The sequence below is a fragment of the Ralstonia sp. 22086 genome (genome assembly GCF_052045975.1).
Taxonomy (GTDB): Bacteria; Pseudomonadota; Gammaproteobacteria; order Burkholderiales; family Burkholderiaceae; genus Ralstonia; species Ralstonia wenshanensis.
The window spans coordinates 585,956-599,374 of sequence record NZ_JBQEPZ010000001.1; the positions used below are offsets into that span (position 1 = coordinate 585,956).

General features: G+C 64.8%; 13 protein-coding genes. 4 read left to right on the forward strand and 9 right to left on the reverse strand.

All coding sequences use genetic code 11. The annotated features are described in order from the left end of the window. Nucleotides 1-103 precede the first annotated feature (103 nt). Both ACTJK6_RS02715 and ACTJK6_RS02720 read left to right on the forward strand, forming a co-directional pair. Nucleotides 104-2,041, forward strand: coding sequence for an ATP-binding cassette domain-containing protein (locus tag ACTJK6_RS02715; RefSeq protein WP_440838295.1), 1,938 nt, complete (start codon nucleotides 104-106; stop codon nucleotides 2,039-2,041). A 31-nt stretch (nucleotides 2,042-2,072) separates the two neighbouring features. Then, on the forward strand, nucleotides 2,073-3,179 hold the full coding sequence (locus ACTJK6_RS02720) for a CaiB/BaiF CoA transferase family protein (protein WP_440838296.1): 1,107 nt from the start codon (nucleotides 2,073-2,075) through the stop codon (nucleotides 3,177-3,179). Here ACTJK6_RS02720 and ACTJK6_RS02725 read toward each other — a convergent pair. The 4 genes from ACTJK6_RS02725 to alr all read right to left on the reverse strand — a co-directional run bounded on the left by ACTJK6_RS02725 (nucleotide 3,162) and on the right by alr (nucleotide 6,851). Then, nucleotides 3,162-3,680 (reverse strand): DUF523 domain-containing protein, encoded by a 519-nt coding sequence (locus ACTJK6_RS02725; protein WP_316868904.1) that lies wholly within the window; start codon nucleotides 3,678-3,680, stop codon nucleotides 3,162-3,164. The genes ACTJK6_RS02720 and ACTJK6_RS02725 overlap by 18 nt on opposite strands. A 16-nt stretch (nucleotides 3,681-3,696) precedes the next feature. Beyond that, nucleotides 3,697-4,176, reverse strand: a complete 480-nt coding sequence (locus tag ACTJK6_RS02730) for a disulfide bond formation protein B (protein WP_232042687.1) — start codon at nucleotides 4,174-4,176, stop codon at nucleotides 3,697-3,699. Between the two features lie 111 nt (nucleotides 4,177-4,287). Further along, nucleotides 4,288-5,658 (reverse strand): DNA repair protein RadA, encoded by a 1,371-nt coding sequence (radA, locus tag ACTJK6_RS02735; RefSeq protein ID WP_024975828.1) that lies wholly within the window; start codon nucleotides 5,656-5,658, stop codon nucleotides 4,288-4,290. 68 nt (nucleotides 5,659-5,726) lie between these two features. Further along, the gene (alr, locus tag ACTJK6_RS02740) at nucleotides 5,727-6,851 is read right to left on the reverse strand and encodes an alanine racemase (protein ID WP_440838297.1); all 1,125 of its coding nucleotides are present in this window, start codon (nucleotides 6,849-6,851) and stop codon (nucleotides 5,727-5,729) included. Nucleotides 6,852-7,495: 644 nt separating this feature from the next. On the opposite strand from alr, the gene lplT reads away from it, so the two are divergent. Beyond that, nucleotides 7,496-8,812: a lysophospholipid transporter LplT gene (gene lplT, locus ACTJK6_RS02745; RefSeq protein ID WP_440476702.1), complete on the forward strand. Its 1,317-nt coding sequence runs from the start codon at nucleotides 7,496-7,498 to the stop codon at nucleotides 8,810-8,812. A 27-nt stretch (nucleotides 8,813-8,839) separates the two neighbouring features. Here the strand turns inward: lplT and ACTJK6_RS02750 are convergent, their stop codons facing one another. Genes ACTJK6_RS02750 through tsaB form a run of 3 tightly spaced genes read right to left on the reverse strand, consistent with a single transcriptional unit; the run spans nucleotide 8,840 to nucleotide 10,895 of the window. Further along, on the reverse strand, nucleotides 8,840-9,634 hold the full coding sequence (locus tag ACTJK6_RS02750) for a uracil-DNA glycosylase (RefSeq protein WP_440818313.1): 795 nt from the start codon (nucleotides 9,632-9,634) through the stop codon (nucleotides 8,840-8,842). After that, entirely contained in the window at nucleotides 9,631-10,158 is a 528-nt protein-coding gene (gene rimI, locus ACTJK6_RS02755; RefSeq protein WP_322016621.1) for a ribosomal protein S18-alanine N-acetyltransferase, read from the reverse strand. The genes ACTJK6_RS02750 and rimI overlap by 4 nt, the downstream gene beginning before the upstream one ends. Next, entirely contained in the window at nucleotides 10,155-10,895 is a 741-nt protein-coding gene (gene tsaB / locus ACTJK6_RS02760; RefSeq protein WP_232042682.1) for a tRNA (adenosine(37)-N6)-threonylcarbamoyltransferase complex dimerization subunit type 1 TsaB, read from the reverse strand. The genes rimI and tsaB overlap by 4 nt, the downstream gene beginning before the upstream one ends. 173 nt (nucleotides 10,896-11,068) lie before the next feature. Here tsaB and ACTJK6_RS02765 point away from each other — a divergent pair, with 173 nt between their 5' ends. Further along, nucleotides 11,069-11,338 (forward strand): acyl-CoA-binding protein, encoded by a 270-nt coding sequence (locus ACTJK6_RS02765; RefSeq protein ID WP_004626591.1) that lies wholly within the window; start codon nucleotides 11,069-11,071, stop codon nucleotides 11,336-11,338. A gap of 44 nt (nucleotides 11,339-11,382) precedes the next feature. On the opposite strand, the gene ACTJK6_RS02770 is transcribed toward ACTJK6_RS02765, so the two are convergent. Continuing rightward, nucleotides 11,383-12,840: a DHA2 family efflux MFS transporter permease subunit gene (locus ACTJK6_RS02770; RefSeq protein ID WP_440838298.1), complete on the reverse strand. Its 1,458-nt coding sequence runs from the start codon at nucleotides 12,838-12,840 to the stop codon at nucleotides 11,383-11,385. An 88-nt stretch (nucleotides 12,841-12,928) separates the two neighbouring features. Beyond that, nucleotides 12,929-13,399, reverse strand: coding sequence for an SRPBCC family protein (locus tag ACTJK6_RS02775; RefSeq protein WP_232042998.1), 471 nt, complete (start codon nucleotides 13,397-13,399; stop codon nucleotides 12,929-12,931). Between the last annotated feature and the right edge of the window lie 20 nt (nucleotides 13,400-13,419).

Sequence of the window (13,419 nt, forward strand, 5' to 3'; positions counted from 1 at the left end):
CGGTGCAATGCACCAGTCCAAACGCCGGCGGTGCGCCAGGATCGTGCGACGCAGCACGCTACAATCGCACCCTTCTCCGATTTGCCTTCAAGCGCAGTTTTTCGTGATCCGATTCGACGACCTCGTCCTCCAGCGCGGCACCAAGGTGCTGTTCGACCACGCCACCGCCACCCTCAACCCCGGTGAACGGGTCGGCCTTGTCGGCGTGAACGGCAGCGGCAAATCCACGCTGTTTTCCATGCTGCGCGGCGAGCTGCACGCCGACGGCGGCGAAGTCGCCATCCCGCCTACCTGGCAGGTCGCGCACGTGGCGCAGGAAACCCCCGCCGTCGACCGCAGCGCGCTCGACTACACGCTCGACGGCGACACCCGTTTGCGTGACATCGAACGCCGCCTGGCCGCTGCCGAAGCCGCGCACGACGGCCATGCGCAGGCCGAAGCCCACACCGCCTTTGCCGATGCCGACGGCTACACCGCACCGGCGCGCGCGCAGGCGCTGCTGCTTGGCCTCGGTTTCACGATGGCGCAGACCACGCAACCCGTGACGAGCTTTTCGGGCGGCTGGCGCATGCGTCTGAATCTGGCCCAGGCGCTGATGTGTCCGTCCGACCTGCTGCTGCTCGATGAGCCGACCAACCACCTGGATTTGGACGCCGTGGTCTGGCTGGAAGACTGGCTGTCGCGCTACGCCGGCACGCTGGTCATGATTTCGCACGACCGCGAATTCCTCGACGGCGTGTGCAACGTCACGCTGCATATCGAAAACCAGAAGCTCAAACGCTACGGCGGCAACTACACGCAGTTCGAGACGCAACGCCTGCAGCAGATGGCGCTGCAGGAAGCGTCGTACGCGCGGCAGCAGAAGCAGATTGCGCATCTCGAATCGTTCATCACGCGCTTCAAGGCCAAAGCCAGCAAGGCCAAGCAGGCGCAGAGCCGCGTCAAGGCGCTGGAGCGCATGGAGCGCCTCGCGCCCGTGCATGCGGCGGCGGGCTTCTCGTTCGAATTTCGCGAACCTGAGGCGGCGCCCAACCCGATGCTCACGTTTGAAGGCGTCGATTGCGGCTATCCGGGCCCCAGCGCTGATGAGCCCATCACCATCCTCAAACACCTGACGTTCTCGATCCAGACGGGCCAGCGCATTGGCCTGCTGGGTGCCAACGGCCAGGGCAAGTCGACGCTGGTCAAAACGCTGGCCGAAACGCTGGCGCCGCTGTCCGGCACGATCCGGCGCGGAAAGGGCCTGCAGATCGGCTACTTCGCCCAGCACCAGCTCGAAACGCTGGACGACCATGCCTCGCCGCTGCTGCATCTGGCTCGCCTGGCGCCCGACGTGCGCGAGCAGGAACTGCGCGACTTTCTCGGCAGCTTCAACTTCCGCGGCGACATGGCGACCTCGCCCATCGAGCCATTTTCTGGTGGCGAGAAGGCTCGCCTGGCGCTCGCCTTGATCGTCTGGCAACGCCCCAACCTGCTGCTGCTTGATGAGCCGACCAACCACCTGGATCTCGACACGCGCGAAGCGTTGACGATGGCACTCGCCCAGTTCGACGGCACGCTGATCCTCGTCTCGCACGACCGGCATCTGCTGCGCGCCACGACCGACCAGTTCCTGCTCGTTGGCCAGGGCACCGTCGCCCCGTTCGATGGCGATCTGGACGACTACCGCGACTGGCTGCTCAAGCAGGCCGCGGCCAAGCGCGCAGCGGCCAGCGCACAGGCTGCTCCGGCCGACGCCGATGGCGCACCGGCCACAAACCGCCGCGATCAGAAGCGCGAAGAAGCCGCTGAACGTCAGCGCCTGAATGCGCTGCGCAAGCCGCTGCAAAAGAACGTCGACACCATCGAAAAGCGCATGGCGCCGCTGCAGAAGGAAAAGGCCGAACTCGAAGCCTTCCTCGCCGACGGCGCTGCGTATGAAGAAGCCAACAAGGCACGCATGATGGAAAGCCTGCGCCGCCAGGCCGAGCTGAACGCCGAACTCGACGAGCTGGAAGAGCGCTGGCTCGAGCTGCACGAACAACTCGAACAAATCAATTGAGGCTGGCGTGCCCGGCCAAGGAGACCTGTTGATGACATCGCCCTCGCCGGACACCGCCACGCATCAACCACTGACCGGCGTGCGCGTGCTCGACCTTACGCGCTTGCTGCCTGGCCCGGCCGCCACGCGCCACTTGGCTGACCTTGGCGCAGAAGTCATCAAGATCGAAGACCCCAGCCCCGGCGACTACGCGCGCGACATGATGCGCACCTCCGCTGACCGCGCGGCTGAACGCCCGAGCCTGTTCTTCCGCTCGCTCAATCGCGGCAAGACCGAAATGCGTCTCGACCTGAAACGTGCGGAAGACCGCGACGCGCTCATCGAACTCGTACGCCACGCCGATGTGCTGATCGAAAGCTTCCGCCCTGGCGTCATGGCGCGCCTCGGTGTCGGATGGGACACCCTGCGTGCGGCCAACCCGGCGCTCGTCATGTGTTCCATCAGCGGCTACGGCCAGGACGGACCGCTCGCACAAGCCGCCGGCCACGACATCAACTACGTCGGCTATGCGGGCATGCTCGACCAGCTCGCCAGCGCGGACGGCACGCCCATCGTCCCCAACGTGCAGATCGCCGACCTGCTGGGCGGTGCGCTCACGGCGGTGGTCGGCATCCTGGCCGCGCTGGTCGACGCGCGCGCCACCGGCCGCGGCCGCTATGTCGACGTTTCCATGACGGACTCGGTATTCGCGCATAACCTGATGGCGTTCTTTGCTGTCGGCACGCGCGGCAAGGCCAGCCCCGCCGGCAGCGATCTGCTCAACGGCGGCGTGCCGTGCTACGGCGTATATCGCACGGCGGACGATCGCTTCATGGCCGTCGGCGCACTCGAATTGAAGTTCTGGCAGGTGATGTGCGACGTCATCGGCAAGCCCGAATGGAAAGACCGGCACTGGGCGCTCGGCCAGCGCGTCGGCGGCGACGAGGCACGGGCCGTTCGCGACGAACTTGCTGCGCTGTTCCTAACCGCCACGCAAGCCGAATGGACCGAACGTTTTGCCGATGCCGATTGCTGTGTCACGCCCGTGCTGCGCATGGAAGAAGCAATGCAGCATCCGCTCTTTGCCGAGCGCAACAGCGTCGTGAAGGAAAACGGCGAGCCCGTGCAGCTCGCCCTGCCGCTACGGTTTGCGGACTGACGAATCCGCGCGATCCAGCGTATCGAGCAGGCGAGCGGCGTCTTCCAGCTGGTGCTGGCTGAACACGCGGATGCCGTGCTGGCGCAGCAGCGCAGCGGTGACGCCCTCGCCTTGCTGCAACTGGCTGGAAAACGTGCCGTCGTAGAGGAATGCAGAACCGCAAGACGGGCTGCGCTCGGTGAGCACAGCGACTTGCACGCCGGCTGCCTGCGCCGCCTCCAGAGCACGTTGCGCGCCCCGTACAAACGCTTCGGTGACGTCATGACCGTGGTGTTCGACGACACGGGCTGCGCCGCGCAGCACCGCCGCACCACCGCCTTCGCCGTGAATTTCCGCGGGCAGACGCGGCACCGGCAAACCGCCGGCCATCTCGGGGCACATCGGCACGATGCGCCCTTCCATCTGCCAGCGCGCCAGGATGCCGCCCTCGGTGACGACCGTGCCGCCGTCATAGCGCACCGGCTGGCCCAGCAGGCAGGCACTCACCAGCACGCGTTGCATGATTTGCGTCCCTTGCTTAGCGGCGCTCGCGGCGGATCATCCCCACCACCAGCGTCAGCGACAGAATCACCAGCCAGATCAACGACCACACCGGCACCGACAGGCCCAGCACCGGCGGCATCGGCCCGACGCACAAGCCATCGGCTTCGAACACCTGCGGCAACCATTTGGCAGTCGGCAGCGCGTTGACCCAGTTTTCGATCGGGTCGATCCCGCACGTTGCCTTCGGATTCAGCAGCAGCGAGACGTGGTACCCCGCCACGCACAGTCCCGCCAAGCCCGAGAGCATCCCGAGCCCGTGCCACAACAGCCGCGTGGCCGACGACAGCGCCGCCAGCAGCGAGAACACGCCAATGCCCAGGAACGCAAACCGCTGGAGGATGCACAGCGGGCACGGCTGCAGCCCCTCAACGTGCTGCAGGTACAGCGCATAGCCGACCAACCCGAAGGAGATCACGGCAATCAGCAGGAAAAAGGCGCGCGAGTTGGCTTGCATGGCGGCGTCAGTTCAGAGGAAGTCGTGGAGAAAAGTTGGCGGATTATCGCACCGCAACGGCACGCGCATTTTCAAATGGCATCAGCGATACCGTTGCGAAATTTTGAACGATCAAGCCTCCAGCGCCCGCACGCGGTCGATGGCCTGCTCGATACGTTCAACGGCAATGACCTCCAGCCCGTCGATCGCCTGCTTCGGGGCGTTGGATTTCGGGATCACGGCAATCGAGAAGCCCAGCTTGGCGGCTTCCTTGAGGCGCTCCTGGCCGCGCGGTGTCGGGCGGATTTCCCCGGCCAGGCCGATCTCGCCAAACACCACCAGCCCACGCGGCAGCGCCTTGTTGCGCATCGACGAATGAATCGCCAGCAGCACCGCCAGATCGGCCGCGGGCTCGGTAATCTTCACGCCGCCCACCGCGTTCAGAAACACGTCCTGGTCAAAGCACGCGATGCCCGCATGACGGTGCAGCACCGCCAGCAACATCGCCAGGCGGTTCTGCTCCAGGCCCACCGCCAGACGACGCGGGTTCGGCACGTTGGCCGTATCCACCAGCGCCTGGATTTCCACCAGCAGCGGCCGCGTGCCCTCCTGCGTGACGAGCACGCATGAGCCCGGCACCACCTGCTCGTGCTGCGAGAGGAACAGCGCCGACGGATTGGCCACGCCGCGCAGGCCGCGCTCGGTCATCGCAAACACGCCCAGCTCGTTGACGGCGCCGAAACGGTTCTTGAACGCCCGCACCAGCCGGTAGGCGGAATGCGTGTCGCCCTCGAAATACAACACCGTATCGACGATGTGTTCGAGCACGCGCGGGCCTGCCAGCGCGCCTTCCTTGGTCACATGGCCGACCAGAATGGTGGTCACATCCAGCCGCTTGGCAATGCGCGTCAACTGCGCAGCACATTCGCGTACCTGCGCCACGGAGCCCGGCGCCGAGGTCAGCGCCTCCGAATACAGCGTCTGGATCGAATCGATGACGACCACTTCGGGTTTTTCCACCTCGATAGTCGCCTGGATGCGTTCAAGCTGAATCTCCGCCAGGAGCGCAAGGTTCGGGCTTTCGATGCCCAGGCGACGCGCACGCAGCGCGATCTGCGAGCCGGACTCTTCGCCACTCACATACAGCACCCGCCGGTCGGCCGACAGGTTGGACAGCGCCTGCAGCAACAGCGTCGATTTGCCGATGCCCGGATCACCGCCGATCAGCACCACACCGCCGCTGACCAGGCCACCGCCCAGTACGCGGTCAAATTCGTCGATGCCGCTGGAGAAGCGCGGCACGTCCACCGCGTCGATGTCCGACAGCTTGCGCACCGTCGCGCTCGATGCCAGCGACTGGAAGCGCGCGCCGGCGCCAGACGTCGGTTGCGCGACGGTTTCCACCAGCGTGTTCCACTGCTGGCAATTCGGGCACTGCCCCGCCCATTTCGGCGCCGTACCGCCACATTCAGTGCACGTATAGACCGTCTTGCTCTTGGCCAAACAACCCCCTGCTTGCGGCACCGCGCCTGGGCGGCGGCCGCTTGATCTTTGTATTGATGGTGCCGCGCTCAGGCAGCCTTGCCCAGGTCGCTGGCGTCTGCCGTGCTGACCGGCTCGACCGACACGGGCACGCGCGGCGCCAGTGCGCACATCAGCTCATAACCGACAGTGCCGGAAGCGTGTGCGACGTCGTCGATCGGCAAACCTTCGCCCCACAGCGTGACGGGCGTACCGACACGCGCCTCGGGCACGCCGGTCAGGTCAACGGTAATCATGTCCATCGACACGCGGCCCACGATGTGCGTGCGCACACCATCGACCAGCACCGGCGTATGGTTGCCGTCCCAGCCCGGCGCATGGCGCGGGTAACCATCGGCATAACCGCACGCGACGATGCCGATGCGCATCGGGTGCTCCACGGTAAAGCGCGAGCCGTAACCGATCGTCGCGCCCGGCTGCAGATCCTGGATGGCGATCAGCTCGCTCTTGAGCGACATGGCGGGCATCAGGCCCGTGCCCTCAATGTCCGCCGCTACGCCCGTCGGCGATGCGCCGTACATGATCACGCCCGGGCGCACCCAGTCGCGATGCGCCTTCGGATGCCACAGCGTGGCCGCGGAGTTGGAAAGCGACGCCTCGCCCGGTAAACCTTGCGTAGCCTGCTCAAACGCGACAAGTTGATGCTCGATGCCACGCGGGCCGTCGGCATCGGAAAAATGCGTCATGTGGACGATCGTGCCGACGCCCGAAATGGCGCGGGCGCGTTCCCATGCAGCGCGGTAGGCGGCGGGCGCGAAGCCCAGGCGGCTCATGCCCGTATTGATCTTGAGCTGCACGCTGATGGGGCCCTTCAGGCGCGCCAGTTCCAGCATGCGCAGTTGCTCTTCGCAGTGAACGGTGGTGGTCAGGCGGTATTGCTCGACGATGGCCAGATCTTCCGGCTTGAAAAAACCTTCGAGCAAGAGAACCGGCCCCTGCCACCCGAGTTGGCGCAGGCGGACGGCCTCGTCCAGATCGAGCAGACCGAAACCATCGGTCTGGCGCAGACCTTCATACGCGCGTTCGATGCCGTGGCCATACGCGTTGGCTTTAACGACAGCCCACACGCGCGAATTGGGCGCATGGCGGCGGGCAACCTGGAGATTATTGGCAAGTGCTGGGCCGTGGATGACGGCCTGGATGGGTCTTGGCATGACGGCAAACCTGCAAAACGTGAATGCGATGGCGCGCTCGTGGCGCGGCGTCGGTGCTGCAATGCAACAGGCAAATAGGCTGTGAGCGGGCCGTGCGCCCGGCCTCACGCGGTGAGCGTTCTATTTGACCACAGGACGCCAACTGGTTCGCGCCTGTCATGAGCCTGCCAAAAAAGAAAGTGCGCCGCCGTCACCGGGAGCGCACAAGTTTCGTGATATAAAGCCGTTCAATTTAGGCATGGGAAACCGTCGTGATGCGCTGCCGGCATGGAGAAAGTTGGGCACCAGCCACTTCTTTTTGCGCGATGGCGTCACATCCGGTTTGACCATGCAAACAGGCGAGACCAAAACAAGCTGCGGGCGGAACGCATGGCCCCAACGCCTGTCAGTGAAGATTCCCGCGGTTGCCCGGCGATGCATGTTTTGCAGCACCGGACGGGCCCCGCCCAAGGGAACCACAATCCGGGGAGCCCGCGCGGGCGCTGGCTTCAAGGCCTCCACCGCGCACCTGTGCGCTGCGCGGCGGGTCAGCCGATGCATCGCCTGGCCGGCACCTCGAGGGGGCGCTTCCCGGTACCGGCACGTTGCCGGCACGACGTGAAGACGAACATGGCACCGCGGTCTACGGGGACGAATTCGAAGGTATGAAGAAGGGCTTTTACACCATCATGGCGGCGCAATTTTTTTCGTCGCTCGCCGACAATGCGCTGCTTATTGCCGCCATCGCCCTTCTGACAGAGATGCATGCGCCGCAGTGGATGACCCCGCTGCTCAAGTTGTTCTTCGTGCTCTCTTACGTTCTACTTGCCGCTTTCGTGGGCGCGTTTGCAGATTCCCGGCCCAAGGGCAAGGTGATGCTCATCACCAATGCCATCAAGCTGATTGGTTGTGGCGTGATGCTTTCCGGCCTGCACCCGTTGCTCGCCTACGGTGTGGTCGGCTTCGGTGCGGCGGCGTATTCGCCGGCCAAGTACGGCATCCTTACCGAACTCCTTCCCCCTGAAAAACTTGTTGCCGCCAATGGGTGGATCGAAGGCCTGACCGTCGGCTCGATCATCCTGGGCACCGTGCTAGGCGGCGCGTTGATCTCGAACCATGTATCGGCGTGGCTGCTGTCGTTCGACATTCCTGGGCTGGAGCGCATCAACACCCCGGCCGAAGCGGCCATGCTGGTGATCATGGTGATCTACCTGATCGCGGCACTGTTCAACACGCGCATTCCCGATACCGGCGCACGCTATCCGCAGCAGGAAAAGAACCCGGTACGTCTGGTTTCAGAGTTTGCCGACTGCTTCAACGCCCTGTGGCACGACAAGCTGGGCCAGATCTCCCTGGCCGTGACGACACTGTTCTGGGGTGCTGGCGCCACGCTGCAGTTCATCGTGCTGAAGTGGGCTGAACAATCGCTGGAACTGAACCTCTCGCAGGGCGCCATTCTGCAGGCCGTCGTGGCCGTGGGGGTGGCCGCCGGCGCCATGGCTGCCGCCGTCAAAATCCCGCTGCGCCGCTCGCTCGACGTGCTGCCGGTGGGCGTGGCAATGGGCGCGGTGGTCATGCTGATGGCGTTCTACACGAAGCACACGATCCCGGAAATCACGTTCCACATCGGCGGGATGAAGCTGCCGCTGTACATGATGATTGCCTACTTGTTCCTGATGCTGGTGGGCGCCATGTCGGGCTTTTTCGTGGTGCCGATGAACGCGCTGCTGCAGCACCGCGGGCATGTGTTGCTCTCTGCCGGGCACTCGATTGCGGTGCAGAACTTCAACGAGAACGTGTCTGTGCTGCTGATGCTGTGCCTGTACGCGCTGCTCATCAAGCTGAACGTGTCGGTGGGCGTGGTGATCGTATCGTTCGGCATCTTCGTCTGCCTGACGATGGCGCTGGTCATGCGCCGGCATCGCGTCAACGAAAAGCTGTTCCACACCGCCGCGCTCATCGGCGAAGACAAGCACCACTGACGCAGTGCCCGCCCCGCCGGACGGGGCTTACTGGCCGCCGCGCTCCGCGTAGATCTTGCGCGCCAGACACAGGTCTTCCCATGCACGCGCCTTGTCTGTCAGCGTCCGCAGCAGATAGGCCGGGTGATAGGTCACCACCACGGGCACGCCTTCCACTTCATGCACCTTGCCGCGCAGCTTGCCGACAGGCGTTTGCGTCTGCAGCAGGTTCTGCGCAGCAATGCGACCCAGCACGACGATGATGCGCGGCTTGACCAGCGCAATCTGACGTTTGAGATACGGATCGCACATCGCTGCTTCGTCCGGCTCCGGATCCCGATTGCCGGGTGGGCGGCACTTGAGCACGTTGGCAATGAACACGCCTTTTTCGCGCGACAGGCCGATCGATCGCAGCATGCTGTCGAGCAGCTTGCCGGCCTGGCCGACGAACGGTTCGCCCTGCTTGTCTTCCTGCTCGCCCGGCGCTTCACCGATCAGCATCCATTCGGCCTGACGGTCACCAACGCCGAATACGGTGTTTGTGCGGCGCTCGCACAGCTTGCACGACGTGCAGTTGGAAACGGCGGCTTCGAGCTGCGCCCAATCGAATGCGGCGATGCGCTGGGCGCGCGGGGCAGCCGAATCCGGCGGCGCCTCGATGACAGGCGGCTCGACTCGCGCAGCCGCAGGCTCTGCAGCCGCAAACACGGGGGCTTCAGCCTCCGCGGCAACCGGCTCTGCAACGGCCACCTCGACGGCCTCGTCCGCAGCCGGCTCAGCCCCGCGCAATGTCCATTCGGTCGAAACGCCCAGCGCTTCCAGCATTCGGGATCGACGATTCATGCAGCCTCCACCCCGCTCGCTTCACACACCATGCGCATGACGAGCGCATCTTCGCGCGTGTTGTTTTCAGCCGGGTAATAGCGCTTGCGCCGACCGATCTCGGCAAACCCGACACGGTGATACAGCGCAATCGCGCCGATGTTGGAGGGGCGTACCTCCAGCAGCAGGCTGCCGAAACCATGCACCAACGTGAGCGCCGTTGCCAGACGCAGCAGCCAACGGCCCAGCCCTTGCCGCTGCCACGCCGGCGCCACGGTCACGTTGAGCAGGTGCATCTCGTCGACCACCGGCATGAGGATCAAATAGCCCGCGACCTCGTTGCCGCCATCCCGCAGGACAATGCCGAGGTGACCGGACTTGAGCGAATCCTCAAAGTTGCCGCGGGACCAGGGAAACGTGAACGCCGCCTGCTCGACCGCCGCGACGCCAGCCAGATCGCGTGCGGTCATGCGCTCCGCACGCCAGCCCGCAGGCAACGGCGCTTGCGCGATAACGCCGGCCAGCGTGTTCTCGATCAGGCTCATGGCTGTGCACCCGCTGCGGCAGCCTTAGCCTGTTGCACAGCCTGCCGCTCTTCAATGGTGAGCGCGACCTTGTCACGCACATACAGCGGCGCCGCATCTTCGGGCCGCACCGTATGGCCGGCAGCCAAAAGGCGCAGACCCACGGCGATGATCTCGCGGGCGTGCGGCGCGACTTCCGGCAACACAGCGGCAGCGCCTGCCGCAATGCTCAACTGTTCGCCGAACACTGCTGCGGCATTGCCCGCCAGCCAGTACGCTTGCGGCGGCGCGGCAACGCTATGCGGCCCGCTTACCTGGATGGGCGAAAGTGCATGCCAGCCCGAGGCGTCCTGGGCCGCATCGGCGGGTACGAAGCTGGCCCAGTAGCACTCTTCCATGCGCGCATCGAGGGCGATGGTCACGGCCGTGCCGGCCGGCAGCGTTGCGCGCGTCTGTTCTGCGCAAGCGACGAGGGAATTGACCGGCACGACGGGCAAGTCCGCACCAAACGCCAAACCCTGCGCGACGCCGCATGCCGTGCGCAAACCGGTGAACGAACCAGGGCCGGCGCCAAAGGCAATCGCCGCACAATCAGCCAGGGCGATGCCCGCCTCGGCCAGCAACTCGGATGCCGCCGGCAGCACGCGGCTACTGGAGCGCGGACCGGTGTGTTCATGACGGAACAGCGTGCGCGTGCCGTCACCAAGGGCGACGGAACAGAACTCGGTGGAGGTATCGAAAGCAAGAATCCAGGGCATGGCGGCATTGTACCGGCTGGTGTGGCGCCCGAAGGCGCAAACCCGTGGCTGCGCCTCGGGAAACCGGGCCAAAAGTTGCGCAAAAAACCGAAGCCGGCCTCGAATTCAAACGGCCCAGCCATACAACCCCGGCGCTATCATCGCCAGACCATTGTTTTCAGCCGGGAATCATCATGAGCGACTTGCAAGCCCGTTTCGACCAAGCCCAAATCGACGTAAAGGGCCTCTCCGAGCGCCCCGCCAACATGACGTTGCTGCGCCTGTATGCGCTGTACAAGCAAGGCGCCGAAGGTGACGCACACGGCGACAAGCCGGGCTTTACCGACATCGTCGGCCGCTACAAGTTTGAGGCCTGGGAAGGCCTGAAAGGCACGTCGCAGGACGAAGCCAAGCAAAAGTACATCGACCTCGTCGAAGAACTGAAGAGCGGCGCAACGACCTGAGCGTCGAATCGCTAAAGGAAGAACCGGGCCCCGCGCCCGGTTTTTTATTGCGCCGCAGGAATGGCGGATGGCAGCTCTCGGCGGCGCATGCGCCACGCGGCCAGCAAGGCCAGCGCGCACAGCGTGCCGAGAAAGATGAACGTCTCGTCGAAAGCCAGGATGCGTGCCTCGGGGTCGACCGCCTGACCATGCACGGTTTCGATACCGCGCACGGCGAGCCGCCATTGCAGAAAAATCCCCGTGGCCGACACGCCGATCGCCCCACCCAACTGGCGCAGGAAATTGACAGCGCTGGAGCCTTGCGCAATCAACGTGAAATCGACACCACGCATGGCGCCAAGGCTCAGCGATGGCAGCACGAAGCCAAGCCCGATCCGCCCAATGACGGCGATGGCGATCAGCAGCAGATAGCTTGTTGCCCGCGTGTTGGTCGCCATCAGGAAGAACGAGAGCGCCAGCGCTGCCAGCCCAAACGACACCAGCCGGAATGGCTCGATTCGATTGGTCAGCCGCCCCGCCAGCATGATCGTCACGGCCAGCACCAGGCCTGCGGGCAGCAGCACCAACCCCGCGCGCGACGGCGCATAGGCCAGCGCCACCTGCATATACACCGGCACCAGGTACGTCGAACCGTACAGCCCCGCCCCGTAGATGAAGGCCACCACCGCCCCCATCGCAAACTGCCGATAGCTGAAGAGCCGCAGGTTCAACAACGGCGACTCCACCCGCCGCTGCCAGAATACGAAGCCCCCGACACACACAGCCGACACGACCATCAGCACGATGCCGTGCGTCGCATTGCCATGCAGCGCGACCAGGCCGTTGAGCAGCGTGACGGTTGCACCGCCGATGAGCAGCAGGCCGCGCCAATCAAGCGGTTTGGGCTCGCCCGCCATCGACGAGTTGACGGCCATGAAGCGCCGCGCCATCGCCCACCCAATCAACGTAAACGGCATCACCACGAAGAAGATCGAGCGCCAGCCGAACAACTCCACCAGGAAACCGCCCACGCTCGGGCCCACGGCTGGGGCCAGCACAACGCCAAAGCCGAACAGGCCGAACGCCTTGCCTTGCTCCCGTTCGGGAAACACACGCAGGATCAGGATGTTGGGCAGCGGCTGCATGATGCCTGCCGCAATGCCTTCCACGACCCGCATGGCGATCATCACTTCGTAGTTGGGAGACAGACCGCCCGCCAGTCCGCCCACACCCAGCAGCAGCAACGCACCGATGAACGTGCGACGCAGCCCGAAGCGCAGCAGCAGCCAGGGCGTCAGCAGCATCGACAAGGTCATCGCCACCATGAAGCTGGCCGACACCCATTGCGCGCGTTCCTGCCCGAGCACGAAATGCCGGCTCAGATCGGGAATCGCCACGTTGACGATGGTGGCCGAGATGACGGAGGACACCGCCCCCACCATCAGCGTGAAGAGAACGAGCCACTTGAAGCGCTCGCCGTAACGTGCGCGCAGGGCCTCCAGGGTGGGCGTGAATGTCGTCATGGTCTCGTTGTTGTGATGTGTGAGACGACCAAAGGCAAGCAAAGCAACCCGGCCGGCGCCTCCTCCAGCGCCGGCTGAGCGGGACACGTCAGCCGAGGCGGCCGGTGGCGGCAATCTCGCGGATGCGGCGCACGGTGTCGATGTCGGATTCGCGATAGGCGGATTTGACGATCTCGGCGTAGCGCGTGTCGCCAGTTTCGTCGGCGTTGGGCAGCGTGGTGTCGTAGACGAAACGGATGAACGCGGCGTTGGCTTCGTTGCTCTCGATCGTCATGGTCAGCGACCCACCAGCGTGTTCGCCGGTGGCCGCGGTGGTGTAGGTCACGCGCTTGTGCGGCTCGAGCGTCACGCGATCCTGGATGCGCGCCTTGCCGAAAACGAGCTCGCGTTCGACCCAGCCGTCGCCCTCAGCGGTGATGATGCATTCGTCCAGGCTTTCGACAAATTCGGTTTGCTCGCGCACGCGCAATACCAGGCCTTGCCAGATCTGGTTCAGGGTCAGCGTGTCGATGAGGGGGTTCAGTGGATCGTTGACTTCCACCAGGTGTTCAAAGCGCAAAGCGGCCTCCGAAAGATTTC

Coding starts and splice junctions, on each gene's coding strand:
- ACTJK6_RS02720 (WP_440838296.1), top strand. CDS start 2,073: ATGACATCGCCCTCGCCGGACACCGCCACGCATCAACCACTGACCGGC.
- ACTJK6_RS02725 (WP_316868904.1), bottom strand. CDS start 3,680: ATGCAACGCGTGCTGGTGAGTGCCTGCCTGCTGGGCCAGCCGGTGCGC.
- ACTJK6_RS02730 (WP_232042687.1), bottom strand. CDS start 4,176: ATGCAAGCCAACTCGCGCGCCTTTTTCCTGCTGATTGCCGTGATCTCC.
- alr (WP_440838297.1), bottom strand. CDS start 6,851: ATGCCAAGACCCATCCAGGCCGTCATCCACGGCCCAGCACTTGCCAAT.
- lplT (WP_440476702.1), top strand. CDS start 7,496: ATGAAGAAGGGCTTTTACACCATCATGGCGGCGCAATTTTTTTCGTCG.
- ACTJK6_RS02750 (WP_440818313.1), bottom strand. CDS start 9,634: ATGAATCGTCGATCCCGAATGCTGGAAGCGCTGGGCGTTTCGACCGAA.
- rimI (WP_322016621.1), bottom strand. CDS start 10,158: ATGAGCCTGATCGAGAACACGCTGGCCGGCGTTATCGCGCAAGCGCCG.
- tsaB (WP_232042682.1), bottom strand. CDS start 10,895: ATGCCCTGGATTCTTGCTTTCGATACCTCCACCGAGTTCTGTTCCGTC.
- ACTJK6_RS02765 (WP_004626591.1), top strand. CDS start 11,069: ATGAGCGACTTGCAAGCCCGTTTCGACCAAGCCCAAATCGACGTAAAG.
- ACTJK6_RS02770 (WP_440838298.1), bottom strand. CDS start 12,840: ATGACGACATTCACGCCCACCCTGGAGGCCCTGCGCGCACGTTACGGC.